Source organism: Nocardiopsis sp. NPDC007018 (assembly GCF_040635075.1).
GTDB lineage: Bacteria > Actinomycetota > Actinomycetes > Streptosporangiales > Streptosporangiaceae > Nocardiopsis.
Genome location: NZ_JBEYHA010000018.1, coordinates 94,646 through 111,490, shown reverse-complemented (window position 1 = coordinate 111,490; position 16,845 = coordinate 94,646). Strand labels below are relative to the sequence as shown.

At 70.0% G+C, this 16,845-nt stretch carries 13 protein-coding genes; 9 read left to right on the top strand and 4 right to left on the bottom strand.

What is annotated here, in order from left to right; all coding sequences use genetic code 11:
• The first annotated feature begins 1,045 nt into the window (after positions 1 to 1,045).
• The gene (locus ABZ635_RS12910) at positions 1,046 to 1,594 is read left to right on the top strand and encodes a hypothetical protein (protein WP_357763405.1); all 549 of its coding nucleotides are present in this window, start codon (positions 1,046 to 1,048) and stop codon (positions 1,592 to 1,594) included.
• A gap of 37 nt (positions 1,595 to 1,631) precedes the next feature.
• Here ABZ635_RS12910 and ABZ635_RS12905 read toward each other — a convergent pair whose 3' ends face one another.
• Positions 1,632 to 2,606, bottom strand: coding sequence for an HNH endonuclease (locus tag ABZ635_RS12905; RefSeq protein WP_357763402.1), 975 nt, complete (start codon positions 2,604 to 2,606; stop codon positions 1,632 to 1,634).
• Positions 2,607 to 2,920: 314 nt separating this feature from the next.
• Here ABZ635_RS12905 and ABZ635_RS12900 point away from each other — a divergent pair, with 314 nt between their 5' ends.
• The 7 genes from ABZ635_RS12900 (at position 2,921) to idi (ending at position 13,637) form a co-directional block, all read left to right on the top strand.
• The gene (locus ABZ635_RS12900; protein ID WP_357763399.1) at positions 2,921 to 3,325 is read left to right on the top strand and encodes a hypothetical protein; all 405 of its coding nucleotides are present in this window, start codon (positions 2,921 to 2,923) and stop codon (positions 3,323 to 3,325) included.
• Positions 3,322 to 7,032 carry an AAA domain-containing protein gene (locus tag ABZ635_RS12895; protein WP_357763458.1) on the top strand — a complete coding sequence of 1,237 codons (3,711 nt, stop codon included), beginning with the start codon at positions 3,322 to 3,324 and terminating at the stop codon, positions 7,030 to 7,032. The genes ABZ635_RS12900 and ABZ635_RS12895 overlap by 4 nt, the downstream gene beginning before the upstream one ends.
• A 225-nt stretch (positions 7,033 to 7,257) precedes the next feature.
• Complete coding sequence (locus ABZ635_RS12890) at positions 7,258 to 8,766, top strand: cryptochrome/photolyase family protein (RefSeq protein ID WP_357763396.1); 1,509 nt, start codon at positions 7,258 to 7,260, stop codon at positions 8,764 to 8,766.
• A 485-nt stretch (positions 8,767 to 9,251) separates the two neighbouring features.
• On the top strand, positions 9,252 to 10,655 hold the full coding sequence (locus ABZ635_RS12885; RefSeq protein ID WP_357763394.1) for a family 2B encapsulin nanocompartment shell protein: 1,404 nt from the start codon (positions 9,252 to 9,254) through the stop codon (positions 10,653 to 10,655).
• 31 nt (positions 10,656 to 10,686) lie between these two features.
• Complete coding sequence (locus tag ABZ635_RS12880; RefSeq protein WP_357763391.1) at positions 10,687 to 11,943, top strand: family 2 encapsulin nanocompartment cargo protein terpene cyclase; 1,257 nt, start codon at positions 10,687 to 10,689, stop codon at positions 11,941 to 11,943.
• A 110-nt stretch (positions 11,944 to 12,053) separates the two neighbouring features.
• Positions 12,054 to 12,926 carry a geranyl diphosphate 2-C-methyltransferase gene (locus tag ABZ635_RS12875; protein ID WP_357763388.1) on the top strand — a complete coding sequence of 291 codons (873 nt, stop codon included), beginning with the start codon at positions 12,054 to 12,056 and terminating at the stop codon, positions 12,924 to 12,926.
• A 108-nt stretch (positions 12,927 to 13,034) separates the two neighbouring features.
• A complete protein-coding gene (idi, locus tag ABZ635_RS12870; RefSeq protein ID WP_357763385.1) occupies positions 13,035 to 13,637 on the top strand; it encodes an isopentenyl-diphosphate Delta-isomerase in 603 nt (200 codons plus the stop codon).
• Between the two features lie 83 nt (positions 13,638 to 13,720).
• Here the strand turns inward: idi and ABZ635_RS12865 are convergent, their stop codons facing one another.
• From ABZ635_RS12865 to ABZ635_RS12855, 3 genes are all read right to left on the bottom strand, one after another.
• Positions 13,721 to 14,410: an HNH endonuclease family protein gene (locus ABZ635_RS12865; protein ID WP_357763382.1), complete on the bottom strand. Its 690-nt coding sequence runs from the start codon at positions 14,408 to 14,410 to the stop codon at positions 13,721 to 13,723.
• 163 nt (positions 14,411 to 14,573) lie between these two features.
• The gene (locus ABZ635_RS12860; RefSeq protein ID WP_357763379.1) at positions 14,574 to 15,350 is read right to left on the bottom strand and encodes a hypothetical protein; all 777 of its coding nucleotides are present in this window, start codon (positions 15,348 to 15,350) and stop codon (positions 14,574 to 14,576) included.
• A complete protein-coding gene (locus tag ABZ635_RS12855; RefSeq protein WP_357763377.1) occupies positions 15,256 to 15,813 on the bottom strand; it encodes a hypothetical protein in 558 nt (185 codons plus the stop codon). The genes ABZ635_RS12860 and ABZ635_RS12855 overlap by 95 nt, the downstream gene beginning before the upstream one ends.
• A 199-nt stretch (positions 15,814 to 16,012) precedes the next feature.
• Between ABZ635_RS12855 and ABZ635_RS12850 the strand changes: the two genes are divergently transcribed.
• Positions 16,013 to 16,840, top strand: coding sequence for a hypothetical protein (locus ABZ635_RS12850; protein WP_357763374.1), 828 nt, complete (start codon positions 16,013 to 16,015; stop codon positions 16,838 to 16,840).
• Positions 16,841 to 16,845 lie beyond the last annotated feature (5 nt).

Genomic DNA, 16,845 nt, shown 5'->3' with positions numbered 1-16,845 from the left:
CGTTCCATCGTCCGGTTCGAGCAGCGGACGGATTCCGATGTCAGAGCCGTGGCTCTCGCCGAAGGCCCTGTGGAACATGGCTCGCGTGGTTTCTCGGGTGTTGGGGTGCTGATCCGATGGCAGGCGGCGGGTTCTCGTGCCACGGTGAGCGGTCTCAACCACGGTGGTTCAGGAACAGTGGCTGCAACGTTGGGTCGCTACGCTCCTGGTGTCACCGTCTGTCGCGTGCAACGGGTTCTCCGGGCTGATCCGTAGCCACTGTTCCGTCGTGGCTCCCCGGACCCACCCCCCCTCGTCCTGGCCGGAGTGGATTCTGGTGTCGTCATTGTGTTGGCAACCGGGCCAGTGTGCTTTTCCGTAGGACTTGATGAGGATGGTGTCGGGAGCGAAGGGCGAATTGTCCATGAAGCCACGATGGCACAGTTCCATGGGGTCGGAAAAGCCGTCCGGGTCCGGAGGACATCGGAAAGGGATCAGCTCCCTGGGCCGCTCCTCTTTCCCAAGGTGGTGTGGAACTCCCAGGTCTTTGGTGTAAAGGCGGAACCGGGAGTGGTCCGTGACTGTGGGGAGCATGCGGAATCTCGTGGTCGCGGGGAGGTTGGGAATCCGATTCCTCCCTTGTTCTGGGGGAGATCCGCCGTGTGGATAGCGCTCAGGAATCGCGAAACTCTCCAGGGTAAGGGGTTCGTCCCGGCGCGGATACGAGGAAGTGTCCTCGGTCGGGATACTCGGTACCAGCCTCCGCGGGGGAGGGTGAGGGCGGCTCGTTCCACCCAGAGCCGATTTCTCTTCTCCCGGAGGCTTCGTGCGGCAGTCCCAACACAACAAGCGATGCGAGCAGGCCATCCGTCCCGAGTGTGTCTGTTCCACCTGTGGGGGCAGCAACCACGGATGGTCCGGGCACCTGGACAGGGCGCGAAGAGGGCCGGAGGGAGTCCGTGAGCTGCGGGAACTGGCTGAACAGGAATGGTGGGAACAGCGGCGCCGGTTTCAGGAGAACCGACGCACGGCCCCGACCCGATATCTTCGGCAGGCCGGCGGAGGGGTGGTTGTCGCGGCCCTTGTCGCCTGGCTCGCGGACAACGGCACCACCGTGGACCGGGTTGAAGTGCTCGGGAGGGCCCTGAACCGGGACGTTTTCGGTGACAGGCTGGGGGAGTTCGCCCGGGAACAGGCTGGTGAGGACCCCGGCTTCAGTGACTACGGACGCGCATTGGCGGGCCATTTCTGGTGTGATCTTCTGGCTGAGTTCTCGAACGCCCTCGACCGGGGGGCCGACCTGATGGGTAGGCTTCCGGACGGGGTCAGGGAGGCACTCCTGGACCATCAGGACGCTGCCGAGTGGGGGACGGTTCGTGTCAAGCTGGCGGTAGCGGCCCTGGGATTCCTGTGGAAGAGCTTCCAACTGCTCCTCGGAACGGACCTGCGATCCGCGATCCTTCAGTTGCGTGTCCTCACGGTACTGGTCTGCCCAGATCCAGGCGGTCATCCCCGGGTCGCCCGATGCTGCCTCAGGCCGCTGGCCACAGAGACCCTGCGCGAACACTTCCAGACCGGCCTGGACCCGGAGTGGCTGTGGGGGGATCGACGCTGACAATGGGGTGGCGGAGGGTGGAATCCGGGCCCGGGTGTCAGACTTCCCTGAACACCGCCTCCATGTGCCAGGCGAGTGCGTCCCGGTGCGGGTGGTCGGCCTTCCGTTGGGGAACGGCGATGGTGGTTCCCATCAGGGCGGTGTACTCGTCCGCGGTGTGGGAGTGCCGGTACAGGCTGGGACTGACCTTCACGGTCAGACCCGGGGTGATGGTCAGGTAGCCCGAGTCGAAGAGTTTGTGCACGTCCGCCCGGAGGAGAAGCCCGTTGTCGAGCCGGTGCAGGCCTCCTTCGGCCACCGGGTGGATGTGCGCTGCCTCCAGGGTCGGCTGCACGTCTCGCCCCGTGACCGCGCACCGCCCTCGGTAGGCGTCCAGGAGTGCGAGTTTGAAAGCCTCCTGCCCGTAGCGCTGACGGATCGGACGGATGGGTCCGCGGGTGGGGCCGCCCTGGACCCACGTCTCACCGTCGGCGGAATCCTCACCGGCGGGGACGTCCTGAACGCCGCCGAGCACCCGGTCGGCGATCGGGCCGAAGTACGCGGCGTGCGTCGGCGAGGTGACCTCGTCGTACCCCTTGCCCTGGACCAGGTTGCTCGCGAAGTCGACGGGCGGCGCGAAGGTCTCACCGCCGAAGAACACCGGGTCGCGCAACATCACGCAACCGATCGGTGGGTCCTCGTCGACTCGGATGGCGGGGTTGCCCTCCTTCACTCGGTACTGGTTGAGGGCCTCGCGCAGCTCGCCCAGGCTGCTCCTTCCGTTTCCCTCGCCGAAGGCGGCCCACGCTTCGGAGAGCGGGGCCTGTGTGAAGCCGCTGAAGACGGCGCCACCCACGATGCGGTTGTGCGGGAACCGGGTCTTGAACAGGAAGAGGTCGCCCAGGCCGATACGTCTGAACACCTGGTTGGACGAGGGGCGCCAGAAGTTGATCTCCTTCAGGTGCGGTCTCCGGGCAAGGAAATCGGCCCACGCACGGTCGGTGACTCCCACATATGCCTTCACGGGGACCATGATGCCTCTGAGCGGTTTCGCCTGGCGAGTCGGGTCGACCTGACCGGAAAGGCCTTCTGGGATGCCGTGGCCGTCGTCCTCGCCCCCGTAGCGGGACGTGTGGCCTGATGGCGGCAATGCTCTTCTGCCAGCGATATTCACGGGCCCCTCCTCCGGGCACTTCTCGGGCGCGAACCCGCTGTACTCTCGTGGCCGGTTCCGGTCAGTGGCGGTAAGTCCCTGCCGTACCGCCTGTCCGGCTGGTAGATCTGCGTGGCGGAGTGTCAGCGGGTCGTGACGGAGCGGCCCCATGCCAGGAATCGGGAGAACGCCACGTGGAGCCGAGCGAGCTGGTGGCCAGGATCGCCTTCGACGAGGACGTCACAGCGGAAGAGGCGGAGCAGCACACTCGGGACCTGGTCCTCCTGCTGGAGGACCTGGATGTCGACGACGTCGGAGTGGTGGAGGGTGAGCGTGTTGCGGACACCAGGTCAGCCGATCCTGTTTGGCTCGCGGGGGCAGTGGTGGTGGCCGGCGCGATCCTCAAACCGGTGCTATCCGCTCTGGTGGAGCTTCTCGGGAAGTGGATCGAGCAGAGCGGCCAACGATCGGTGACGGTCGAGTTCGGTGACGCCAAGGTGAGCGTGAAGGGTCGTGTGGCCGCGAAGGACGTCGAGGCCTATGTGCGGGCCCTGAACGAAGGGCGGAAGCCCCAGGCGACGGTCGAGGCCGGTGACTGATTCGTCGGACAGCGATCCTCTTCGGGGTCAACCGCTACGACGATCTGGCCCCGCTCGTTTCGCCGCACGCGGACGTTCACGCCATCGAACGGGTTCTGAAGGCCAACGGGCACTACGACCGGGTCCAGCCCCTGCTGGACCCCACCCGCAACGAGGCCATGGAGGCCCTGGAGACCGCGCTGTCCGAGGGGCAACCCGACGACCTGCTCCTCGTCTCCTTCTCCGGGCACGGGGTCAGGGACAAGCGGGGGCGGCTGCACCTGGCCGTTCGGGACACGAGGCGCAAACGCCTTGAGTCGACGGCGCTGTCCGCGGAGGTTCTCAAACGGTTGTTGGAGGACTCCCGGACGCGCAGCAAGGTGCTGTTGCTGGACTGCTGCCACGGAGGCGCGTTCGCTGACGGGTTCGCGACCCGCTCCGGTGCTGACGAGGAGGCCGAACCACTCGATCTGGAGCGCCAGCTCAGCGACGGGGCGGGGACTTACGTGATCGCGGCCACGGGAGCCCTGGAACTGGCCCGGGAGGGTGACAACAGCGCGGGGGCGTGCCCGTCCCCGTTCAGTGCCTCCGTGGTGCGGGGGTTGGCAGGCGCGGCCACCGACTCCAACGGGGACGGGTGGATTGACGCGGTCGACCTCTACCAGCACGTCCACCGCGAGGTCGACCACGTCGAGGGCCAACGCGTCACCGTCTCCTCCCTGGGAGTGCGCGGTTCCCTGGTCCTGGCCCGCCACACGGGGTCGGCGACCGCGGCAGAACTGCCGAAGGCCTCCGGATCAGCCGGAACGGGAGAAGGGGGGAGTACCGGGGAAGGGCGTCCGGATGCCCCCACCGGAGGAGAGAGCCGCGGCGGGCACCGTGCGGGCGGTGTGTGGGGCTGGGGTCCCTACCTCGACTACCTGCGCGACTGCCTGACGAGGCAGAGCGTGCTACAGCAGCTGCCGGACGCGAACGGCCGGGACGCGGCGGTCTGTGACATGGGCTCGGAGGTGCTCCTGAGCAGGGTGGAGGACCGGTGGCGACTGACCGGTCGGGCCGAGGGCCTGGCCCGGGAGGCGGTCGACGAGGGCCGCCCCCTGCGCTACGGCTATCCGACGGTGCTCTTCGACCCGGTGCGGTCCGAGCGCGGCCGGGGCCGCAAAGCCAAACTCGCCCCGCTGTTCGTGATGGACGTGGAGGTCGAGGAGGAGGACGGTGAGCACTTCCTGGTTCCGGTCGGCGAGCCGGAGCTCAACCGGGAACTGTTGGTCTCGGCCGCCGACCTCGATGAGGGGGACATCGAGGAACTGGTCGCCTGGTTCGAGGCCGACTGGGACGGGGGAGGGGTCTCGGGCCTGGCGGACAAGGCGCGCATGGTCTGCGTCAAGCTGGACCTGACCAGGGTCGACGACCTGGTCGCCGGGGAGCTGCGCTCGTCGTGGGACGTGCGGCACGGTGCCCGCAGGGGCGCCCAGAACGTCGCCGTCCTCTATCGGGGTGACCCCGCTGGAGCCGCCGTCAAACAGCTGCTCGGTGATCTGGACCGGAGCGGTGGCGGCATCCGCCTCGAGAAGATCGACGGGACGGCGCTCGGGGCCCTGTCCGGCGCCCCTCCGGCCGTGAGTGGAGCGCGACCGGTGCCGTCTGTCGTGACCGGACGCAGCAACACCGCGCAGGAGGAGATCCTCGCCTCGGCCATGCGCCAGGTACTGACCGTGGCCACCGGCGCTCCCGGAACCGGGAAGAGCGAACTCATCACCTCCGTGGTCACCACGGCCGTCGCGGCGGGGCAGTCGGTCCTGGTCGCCTCCACGAACAACACGGCCGTGGACGAGGTGGTCACGAGGGTGAACAAGCTCGGACCGGAGGCGGACCTCATGGTGCGCACCGGTAACCAGGAACAGCGTGCGCGTGAGGCCGAGATCCTCAACGCTCTGCTGGGCGCGGAGTGGGGTGCGGCGGACGCAGCCACCGCGCGCGCCAGCCTGGCGGTTCATCAGAGAGGGTTGGACGCGGGTCGTGACGAGCTGGCGGAGGCGGAGCGGACCGAGCGGCGGCTGGCGCTCCTGGCAGAGGCCCGCAACCGGCTGCGGCGCGGCCTGCCGACGGCGGTCGCCGCGTCCGCCTTCGAGAGCCCGCGGGACCGGAGCCGCTGGACCCGCAGGGTGGAGGCGGCGCTGGAGTCACGCTGGGCGGGCTGGTGGCACCGGTGGTTGACGTGTCGTGGGCTTGGTGTCTCGGGCACGGACCAGGAACTGTCCGGCATCCTGGCCTACCTGACCACGGAGAACGAGTGGTGGGAGCTGCGCGAGCGGTCGGAGCGGGGGCCGAGTCCCGAGCAGACCGTCGACAGGATGCGCGATCTGCGCGAGGAACGGCGCGAAGCCAGCACCGAGTACCTGCTGGGTCGGGTCGCGGACTCGCTGCGGCGGGGGAGGGCCGTCATCGAGGGGCGACTGCGTAATCTCGCCTCGGGCCAGAACGGGTGGAAGGGCATGAAGGCGCTGGTGCGCACCGTGCCCGCCTGGGCCACCACGTCCCGGTCGGTGCGCGGGGTCTTCCCGCCCGAACCCGGGCTGTTCGACCTGGTGGTGATCGACGAGGCCAGCCAGTGCACGGTCGCTGACCTGATCCCGCTGCTCTACCGGTCGCGACGGGCCCTGGTGATCGGCGATCCCTTCCAGCTGCAACCGGTCAACCCCATGACCGCGCAGGACGACCGACGGATCCTCTCCGTCCACGGGTTGCCCGCCGTGGAGACGGAGGAACGGTCGCTCTCCTTCGGTGGGTCCTCCGCGTACCACGCGGCGGCGTCCGCGCTGGTCGGGGGTGGTGGCGAGGTGCTGTGGCTGGACGAGCACTACCGGTGTCACCCGGACATCGTCGCGCCGGTGAACCGGCGCTTCTACGGCGATCGCCTGGCGGTACGCACCAACAGCGCCGCACTCGTCGCGGCGGGGGACCCCGCCGTGCAGTGGATCGACGTGCGCGGTGCCTGCGAACGTCCCGGGGGACGCTCCTGTCTCAACCGGGAGGAGGCGGAATCGGTGCTCGACCTGCTCCGCAAACTGTGGCGTTCCCTGACCCCGGAGGCGAGCATCGGTGTGGTGTCGCCCTTCGCCCCGCAGGTGCGCCTCATCGAGGAGAAACTCGGGGCCGGGGCCGCCGACCGCATCCGTGTGGGCACGGCTCACCGGTTCCAGGGCGGCGAGCGCGACGTCGTCGTGATCTCCCCGACGGCGGCGACCGGTGTGCACCGGAGCAGCGGGAACTGGGCGCGCCAGCAGCAGAACCTGTGGAACGTCGCGGTCACCCGCGCCCGCTCGCGCCTGTACGTGGTGGGCGACCGTGAGTACTGGGCCGAACAGGGCGGACTGTTGGGGGACCTCGCGGCGCAGGGGGAGGATTCGAGCGTCGGCGCGCTCGACGAGGCGGGCAGCCTTCTGTTCGAGGCGCTCACCGCGTGCGGAAGGGGCCCGAGGGTCGGTCACCGAGCCGAGGGGTACTCCTGTGACCTGCTGGTGCCGGGGCACACGGACACGGCCGTCATCGTCGACCGCGCCGGTGTCGGTTCCACGGCCGCTCCGGCTCCGGGGCGGACACTCCAGCGGGTCCTGGACGGGGCGGCCCTGTTCGAGGAGGTCTCCGGGGCCCGCACGGTGCGCGTTCCCGCCTGGCGCTGTCTCGCCGAACCCGAGACGGTGGCCGAGGAACTCATCGTGGGTTGAGCGAGCCGGTGCCGCGGAGGAACGCCGTGGCGCCACCCGTCCCGACCCCGCCGGTGGGCGCGGAGCCTGCTCGGTCCCCACGGTTCCGGTCGGGCCGTCCGGGTATGGCCGGGACACGCGTGGGTGAGGGCTTGCCCGCCCCGGCCCGATGGGTCATGGTCGGGTGCGCGGGGACAACCCCCAGGTCAGGGTGGGTTGCGGGCCTCGACACCGGAGGTGGGTCCCATGGGTGACGACAGGCCGTTGTGGTTGTTCGGCGACCAGCTCGGCGGGCACTTTCACGGGACCCCGCGCAACCGGGGCCGCCCGATCCTGTTGATCGAGTCCGAGCTGGCCCTGCGCCGCCGCCCCTACCACCGGCAGAAGCTGCACCTGGTCCTGGCGGCCATGCGGCGATTGGCGGCGGACCTGGGGGAGCGGGTCACCTACGTCCGGGCGCCGACCTACCGGGAGGGGCTGCGCCGGTTCGGCCGTGTGGTCGACGTGCACGAACCGGGTTCGCACGCGGCGGCGGCGCTGGTCGAGCGCCTGCGCGAAGCGGGCCTGGTCGGCGAGGTGTTGGCCACTCCGGGCTTCGCGCTCTCCAGGGCGGCGTTCGCCGCGTGGGTGGAGGGACGGTCGGGCCTGCGGATGGAGGACTTCTACCGGGACCAGCGCCGCAGGTTCGACGTCCTGCTGGAACCCGACGGCGGGCCGGTCGGGGGACGATGGAACTTCGACACGCGCAACCGCGAGGGGCCGCCCCGTGGGGCGGACTCGCTCGGAGTGCCCGCCCCCTACCGCCCTCGGGAGGACGCGGTCGACGCGGGGGTTCGGCGGGACCTGGACGCGCTGTGCGGGGAGGCCGGAAGCAAGGTGGTGGGCAGGGACGGCCCACGCCTGTTCGCGGTGGGCCGAGCCGAGGCGGGGCGGGCGCTGCGCCGGTTCCTCGACGAGCGGTTGCCGACTTTCGGCACGCACCAGGACGCCATGTTGGAGGACGACTGGAGCATGTCACACTCGCTCCTGTCGGTGCCGCTCAACCTGGGGCTGCTGGACCCGCTCCGGGTGGTCGAGGCCGCCGAGCGCCGGTACCGGGAGGGCCGGGCCCCGCTCGCGTCGGTCGAGGGTTTCGTCCGGCAGGTGCTGGGCTGGCGGGAGTGGACCTGGCACCTGTACTGGCACCTGGGGCCGGAGTACACGCGGTCCAACCACTTCGGTGCGCGCGAGGAGCTGCCCGGGTGGTGGCGCGCGCTCGACCCGGAGGGGATCGAGGCCCGGTGTCTGCGGAAGACCCTGGCGGGAGTGCGCGACCGGGGGTACGCCCACCACATCGAGCGGTTGATGGTCCTCGGTAGTCACGCCCTACAGAGGGGTTACCGGCCGGACGCGTTGAGCTCGTGGTTCGCGACCTCGTTCGTCGACGGGTTCCCCTGGGTGATGACGACCAACGTGACCGGGATGAGCCAGTACGCGGACGGCGGGCGGGTGGCCACCAAGCCCTACACCTCGGGTGGCGCCTACATCCACCGTATGAGTGACCACTGCGGCGGCTGTCCGTTCGACCCCCGCGTGCGGGTGGGGCCGCGGGCCTGCCCGTTCACAGCGGGGTACTGGACGTGGATGAGGCGCAACGAGGACGCCCTGGCCGCCAACCACCGGATGGCGCGGCCCCTCGCGTCGATGCGTCGCCTGCCGGACCTCGAAGCGCTCGTCGAGCAGGAACGTCTGCGGGAGGAGGGGCCCGGAGGGTGACGGGTCGGCCGAACACCGGCGGGAGAATGGTCGTTTTGCGACTTTGGCGTTTTTCTCTACCTGACCGAAAAGCGAGGAGTTCGGTGGCCATGGGCGCGTGTGTCGCACGGTGGGAGAGGACGCTTATGAGGGGTTTGTAGGTGATAATTCCACTCTGGTCCGATTCCGGGTCGGTGTGTGGTCTGGTTGATGTCTTTGCTGATCATCACGGTGGTGGCGCGTTCGCCGCGGCCGCTTTGGGTTGTAGGTCCGATGTGCGTATCGGTGTTTCCCGGATGGGGCTTCTTGTGTCTGAAAATGAGATTCCTGAGATTTCGCGGTGGTGTTCCTCGTAAGGTGGGCCGCGGTTTGTGGGGGGCGGTTCGGGAGTGCTCGTATTCGCGCACGTCCCGGCGGTTTCGCGTCCCCTTCGCCCTCTCAGTCCGTGCACGGTGGCCCCACCGCCGCACGGGTACACGCGACCACCATGAGGAGAGACACCTCCGATGTCGATCGACTCAGCCCCCGAGGTTCGGACCAGCGAACAGCAGAGCCTGGCGACCGCGGCCGCGCGGAACCTGGCCACCACCACCAAGTCCGCGCCGCAGATGCAGGGCAAGAGCTCCCGCTGGCTGCTCAAGACGCTCCCCTGGGTCCAGACCGACGGCGGCGCCTACCGGGTGAACCGCCGTCTGAGCTACACCATCGGCGACGGCCGGATCGACTTCGAGCAGACCGGCTCCCAGGTCCGCGTGATCCCGCGCGAGCTCGGGGAGCTGGCCGTACTGCGCGGCTACGACGACATCGAGGTCCTGGAGGCGCTGGCCGGGCGCTTCACACAGCGCGAGTTCGCGCCGGGGGAGGTCCTCGCGCAGGAGGGCACTCCCGCCGACCGGCTGTTCCTGCTGGCGCACGGCCGCGTGCACCAGACCAGCGACGGCGCCTATGGGGAGACCAACCGCCTCGGGGTCCTGGCCGACGGCGACAACGTCGGTGAGCGCTACCTGCTGGACACCGACCCCGTCTGGGACTACACCGTCAAGGCGGCCACGGCGGGCACCCTGCTGGAGCTGCCGCGCCGCGAGTTCATCGCCCTCCTGGACGACTCGCCCAGCCTCCAGGCCCAGGTCCAGGCGTTCCTGTCGGTCCCCGGACGCGGCCAGAACAAGTACGGCGAGGCCGAGATCGCGCTCTCCTCCGGGCACTCCGGCGAGATCGAACTCCCGGGCACCTTCGTCGACTACGAGCTCAAGCCCCGTGAGTACGAGCTGAGCGTGGCCCAGACCGTGCTGCGCGTCCACACACGGGTCGCCGACCTCTACAACAAGCCGATGAACCAGACCGAGCAGCAGCTGCGGCTGACCATCGAGGCCCTGCGGGAGCGGCAGGAGTTCGAACTGGTCAACAACCGCGAGTTCGGTCTGCTGCACAACGCGGACTTCCGGCAGCGCATCCAGACCCACTCGGGCCCGCCCACCCCGGACGACCTCGACGACCTGGTGAGCATGCGGCGCAACACCCAGTTCATGTTCGCCCACCCCCGGGCCATCGCGGCCTTCGGTAAGGAGTGCAACAAGCTGGGCCTCAACATCGGCACCGTGGAGGTCGGCGGCCACCACCTGCCCGCGTGGCGGGGGGTGCCGATCCTGCCCTGCGGCAAGATCCCGATCTCCGACCACCAGACCTCCTCGATCATCGCCGTGCGTACCGGCGAGGACAACGAGGGCGTCATCGGACTGCACCAGACCGGTCTGCCCGACGAGGTCGAGCCCGGCCTCAACGCCCGGTTCATGGGCATCGACGACAAGGCGCTCATCTCCTACCTGGTGAGCACCTACTACTCCGCGGCCGTGCTGGTCCCGGACGCCCTGGGTGTCCTGGAGAACGTCGAGGTCCGACCCCGTGCCTGAACGACCGGCCCCGACAGGGAAGGAGGACTGAGTGTCACTGCTGTCCCGGATGTCCTCGACCAGCGCCGGACACGCGACGGCGGAACTGGTGCGGTCGCTGCTGCGCGACCCGCAACGACCGGGGAGCCCCGACCTGCTCGCACCGGCGGCTCCGCCGCGTTCGGTGGGCGGGTTCGTCCTCCCCGGCGGTCCCACGGGCCTGGGCACGTCGGCCGCCCGTGTCCTGCTGCCCGAACGCCCGCCCGTGTCCGAGCCGAGGGGCGCGGGGACCGCCACCCTGGTCCCGCCCGCGCCCGCGGGCCCCAGCCTCCCGAAGGGCGACGGCGGCTCACCGGTTCCGGTGCTGTACTGCCCGCCCGCGGTCCGTGACGACCCGGCGCTCGGGGAGGAGGTCAACGACCGGCTGGTCGAGTGGGCCGAGGAGGTCGGGGTCTATCCCGGTCAGCTCGACCGGGTGCGGGCCTGCGACTTCGGCCGTCTCATCATGCTCGCCCACCCGGAGTCGGACGACCCCGAACGGCTGCTGGCCGCGGCCAAGTGCGCGCTGTCGGAGTGGTCGGTGGACGACCACTACATGGACGGCGAGGTCGAGGAGGCCCGCCCCGAGCTGGTCGGGCAGCGGTTGGCGATCGCCCACTCGGTGATCGACCAGGCGCACCTGCCCCTGCGGTACGCCCCACAACTGGAGGAGGTCGTGCGGGCCGACCCGGTCGCGGTGGCGCTGCGCGCCGCGCTGGACAACCTGTCCGAGTACGCCTCCGCGGCGCAGGTCAGGCGGCTCCGGCACGAGCTGGCCATCATGTTCGTCGCCTACAACCAGGAGGCGGTCTGGGCGGCGACCGACCAGCGACCCCCGGTGTGGGAGTTCCTCATGCACCGGCACGAGAACAGTTTCGTGCCCTGCATGGTGCTCATCGACGCCGTCGCGGGATACGAGCTCTCCCAGGCCGAGTTCTCCGACCCCCGGGTGCGCAGGGTGTTCACCCTGGCGGGGTCGGCGAGCGTCATCGTCAACGACCTCTACTCGATGGGCAAGGAGGACCCCTCGGACTTCAGCGTGCCGAGGTTGATCGCCACCGAGGAGGGCTGCTCGGAGCGCGAGGCGATCGAGCGCAGCGTCCTCATCCACGACGAGATCATGCACACCTACGAGGCGGAGGCCGCCGCGCTGGCCCTGTCCGGCTCACCCGAGCTGCGCCGTTTCCTCGCCGGTGTGTGGGCCTGGCTCGGCGGCAGCCGGGAGTGGCACGCCCAGACCGCCCGGTACCACGGCGCCGCCGCGCGCTGACCCGCATCGACACCCCTCCGAGCGGGGCCCCACGGCCCCGCTCCGGTCCGGGCCGCCCGCAGGGGCGCGCCCGAGGACACGAACACCACCATGACAAGGAGCAACACGCGATGACCACGACCATGCCCTCTCACAACCCGGTGCGGAACCAGGTGCTGCGCACCGCCTACCAGAAGTCCGTCGCGGACTACTGGAACGCGGAGAAGGACCCGGTCAACATCCGCCTGGGTGAGGTCGACGGTCTCTTCCACCACCACTACGGGCTCGGCGAGTACGACCCCTCCGTGCTGGAGGGCCCCGAGGAGACGCGTGAGCAGCGGATCATCGAGGAGATGCACCGGCTGGAGACCGCGCAGGCGGATGTGCTCCTGGACCACCTCGGCGACATCACCCCCGACGACCGCATCCAGGACACCGGTTCGGGCCGGGGCGGCACCAGCTTCATGGCCAACGCCCGGTTCGGCTGCCACGTGGACGGCGTGAGCATCTCCGAGCAGCAGGTGGAGTTCGCCAACAACCAGGCCCGTGAGCGCGGTGTGGACGACAAGGTGCGCTTCCACTTCCGCAACATGCTCGACACCGGTTTCGAGACGGGTTCGATGCGGGCGGCCTGGAACAACGAGTCCACCATGTACGTGGACCTGTTCGAGCTGTTCAGCGAGCACTCCCGGCTCCTGGAGTACGGTGGCCGCTACGTCACCATCACGGGTTGCTACAACGACGTGACGGGCGGCCGTTCCAAGGCGGTCAGTCGGATCGACGAGCACTACACCTGCAACATCCACCCCCGGAGCGCGTACTTCCGGGCGATGGCCGCCAACAACCTGGTTCCGATCAACGTCGTCGACCTCACCGAGGCGACCATCCCGTACTGGGAGCTGCGGGCGCAGTCGCAGATCGCGACCGGTGTCGAGGACCCCTTCCTGACCGCGTACAAGGAGGGCAGCTTCCACTACCTGCTCATCGCCGCGGACAAGGTCTGATCCCACCCCCCACGGCCCGGCGCGCGGGGCGCCCCTCCCTCGGGGGCCCCGGCCCGGGCCGTCACCACGCGGCGGCACGCCGCACCACCGTCGAACACGAAGGGCGCCATGACCACCGACACCCACGCCGGGGCCCCCGGCACCGCGAACGGCACCGCGCGGGACGCGAACCGCCCGATCATGCTCGAACTGGTCGACGAGGACGGGACGACGACGGGTACCGCCGAGAAGCTGTCCGCCCACCAGGCCCCGGGGAGGCTGCACCGGGCCTTCTCGGTCTTCCTGCTGGACGAGGGCGGACGGCTCATGCTCCAGCGCCGCGCCCTGTCCAAGTACCACTCGCCCGGTCTGTGGTCCAACACCTGCTGCGGGCACCCCGAATCCGGGGAGCTCCCCTTCGTCGCGGCGTCGCGCCGCACGGGGGAGGAACTGGGGGTGGCCCCGGTGCTGATGCGCGCGGCCGGGACGGTCACCTACCACCACACCGACCCGGTGTCCGGGCTCGTGGAACGCGAGTACAACCACCTGTTCGTCGGGGTGGTGCGGGGCGAGACCCGTCCCGACCCGGAGGAGGTGGCCGAGACCTGCTTCGTCGACGCCACAGGGCTGGAGCGCCTGCGGGAGGCGGCCGCGTTCTCGGTGTGGTTCCCCACGGTCCTGGACGCCGTGCGCCCGTCCCTGCGCGAGCTGGACGGTGGAGCCGGCTGGTGACCGGGTCCGACCGGTGAAACCCCGGATCGGACACGGGACGGGCCGTGCGGGCGTCGGCGCGCACGGCCCGTTCGCCTGGCGGGTCAGCAGCGAGCGTTGATGGTGCCCTGGATGGAGGCCTTCTCGGCGCTGGTCACGGACAGGTTGTAGCGGTGCTTCACGTTCACCCACGCTTTGACGTAGTCACAGTGGATCGCGGTGCGCGGCGGCATCCACGCGGAGGGGTCGCGGTCGCCCTTGGAGCGGTTGCTGCTGGCGGAGACCGCCCACAGCTGGGGTGAGGAGACGTCGTTGGCGAAGGAGCGGCGCTGGGCGGCGGACCAGGTGTGGGCGCCCGACCTCCAGGCGTCGTAGAGCGGCACCATGTGGTCGATGTCGAACGAGGACGGTTGGTCCGTCCACACGCCGTCGTACTCGCTGGACCAGCGCCCGGACGTGGGCTGGCAGCTGCCGTCGACGTGCACGGTGTGGCCGTCGCGGCGCAGCACGGTCTCGCGCGCGTCGCAGGGGCTGCTGATCACCACCCAGTGCGGGAAGAGGCTGCGGTCGTAACCCGCGCCGTTGTTCTTGGCGCGCACCGTCAGTCCGTCGAGCTGGGACTGGGCGGCGGAGGTGGAGGGGATGCCGGGCGGCAGGACGTGGTGGGCCTGGGCCGGGGCGGCCCACCCGAGGACGGCGACCAGGACGGCGGCGGCGACGGCGGACAGGGCGCCGCACGCGGTACCGCGCGCACGCGGGCGGGGGGAGGGGCCGGGGGCGGGGGAGGCGGGCAACGTGTCTCCTGGGGGAGGATGCGACAGGTCGGACCCCCTCACCCTGCCGGTTCCCGGTGCGCCCTGCCAGCCCCCCTGCGTGAAATCCGCGCGGGCACCAGGTGACACTGCGGTGCGGGGGTACTCCGGGGCCGCCCGCGTGCCGTCCGCCGCCTCCGGACCGCTACAGACCCTGCTCCAGTTCCCGCAGGGCGATGTCCAGGAACGCGTCGAACTCGGTGTCGGCCTCGTCCATGGCCTCCTGAGCGAGCTCCTCGGTCACCCGCTCCTGACACTCCCGGATCGCGCGGAAGTCGCCCTCGCACTCGCTGGACAGGAGTGACCGGTCGGGGCTGACACCCGTGTCCATGTCCATGCGGATCAGGACGAAGTGAACGTCCTCGACCTGCCCCCAGGCCGTCCACATCGCCATGTCCAGGTCCTCTGCGGACAGCTCCATGACGAACTTGCCGCCGGGGTCGGGCAGTTCGGGGGTGTCGTCGGAGCGCAGGGTGGCCTCCATCTCGATCCCCTCGCTGACCACCGTCATGGTCGAGCAGGTGCGGATCATCTCCTCGTACGCGGACGGGTCGAAGTCGAACTCCTCGTCGTCGCCGCTGACCAGGACGTAGGTGTAGACGGAGGGGACGGAGGAGTCCACCGCCACCTGGCCCGCGCCCTCGGCGGCCGCGCCCGTGGGGAGGTCGGCCGGTCCCTCGTTCATCACCTCCGCGCACTCGGCGGGCTGGATCGAGTCGAACTGGGTGGTGGAGACGCTGGTACCGTCCAGTTCCGCCATGTCGACGGCCTCCACCTCGTACCCGTCCGGGTAGTCGGACGCGGAGGGCAGAAAGGACTCCAGGCGTTCACTGGCGGTGATGTTGATCTGTTGGTCGCACGCTGCCACGGGCACCAGGAGCGCGAGGGGGAGCAGGGGGACGAGGATGTTCCTGTGCCGCACGGGGGTCCTTCTCGTTCGGGGGATCGTTACGAGGGGTCAGACTCCGCTCGCCGGGTGGTGGTTCGGGCCGGTTCCGGACACGCTCGGTGATCTCCGTCGCGGCGCGTCGGCCCGCGATCTCGAAGCCGCGCGGGTGGGAGTCGACCACACTCCACCGGAGCGCGCGCAGTACCACCCGTGTCGAGTGGAGAGGGCGGCCCCCTCCCGCGTCCTCCAGGGCCGAGCGCAGCCCTTTGAGGAAGGCGCGCGCGAACTCCTCGGGCGGGCGCTCGCCGTACTCGTCGACACTGGAGGAGGCGTCGACGAACTCGACGTCGGCGTGTCCGTGGGCAGGGCCCGCGTCGAACCAGACCAGGGCGACGTATCCGCCGCAGGAGGTCTGCCGCACGCTGCGTACGTGCACCCCGGTGAGGCGGATCGGTAGTGGGGGCGGGGGAAGGCGGGGTGCGGCGGCGCGGTCCATGCCTTCTTTGTAGCCGTACGGGGGCTCCGCCCGCACCCGTCCGTGCGCCCGCTCCGCCCCCGACTGCGGTCCGGGGACGCGGAGGAGGCGCCGGTCGGTGCTCGGACGGATCGTGACGCAAGTGTGGCGTTGCCGGGCCAGTAAAAAGTAGAAAACGGACTAAATTCTCAAATGCCACATGAGAACGAAAGTCTGCGTCATGCCCCCACGTACCACCGCCGCCCCCTGGGCCGCGCTCCTCCTCACCCTCCCCCTCGTCGGCTGCGCCCCGGCCCAGGAGTTCCTGGACCGCGCCGCCCCGGGGGTGGAGGCCCTCGTCCCGCTCGACCCCGACCGGGTGGACCGCGACGACCCCTTCGCGGGCAGCCCCGCCGAGGACTACGGCGAGGGGTTTCCCGTCCCCGACGCCGAGGCGGTGGGGCCCTACACCAGCGAACAGGTCGAGTACGCCTACGCCCACACCCAGCGGCTCCTGGAGGCGGTCTACCTCAACCAGGACGCCGTCTTCGAAGAGGACAACAGCGAACTCATGGGACTGCTCACCGGCCAGAGCCTGGAGTGGTACATGGACAACCTCACGAACGAGGACTTCGAACTCAACAGCCGCCACGTACCCTTCAACCTCACTCCGGGCACCGCCGAACCCATCGGTGACCAGGTGCGGGTCGACGGCTGGATGCGCGCGGAGGCCGCCCGCGACGAGCAGGGCTGGGACTACCTGTCGGTGGTCACCGAATACACCATCGTGCACCCCGTCGCCCGTCCGGGGCGCCCCGCCTCCACCCGCCTGGTCACCAGTCACCTGGGAGAGGTCGGCTACTACGACACCGGCGTGGAGGAGCTGGAGGCCGCGCCGATGTGGTACCGCGCGGTGGCGCCCGTGCACTGCGTGGAGGAGTACACCTTCACCCCCAGCTACGACGACGAGATGCCCGAGGGTGACCGTCCCGGGGGCGTGATCGAGGACGCCTACGACCTGGAGACCACACGGGAGATGGACGGGTGCGGGGCGGTCGGGGACACCTGAGCGGC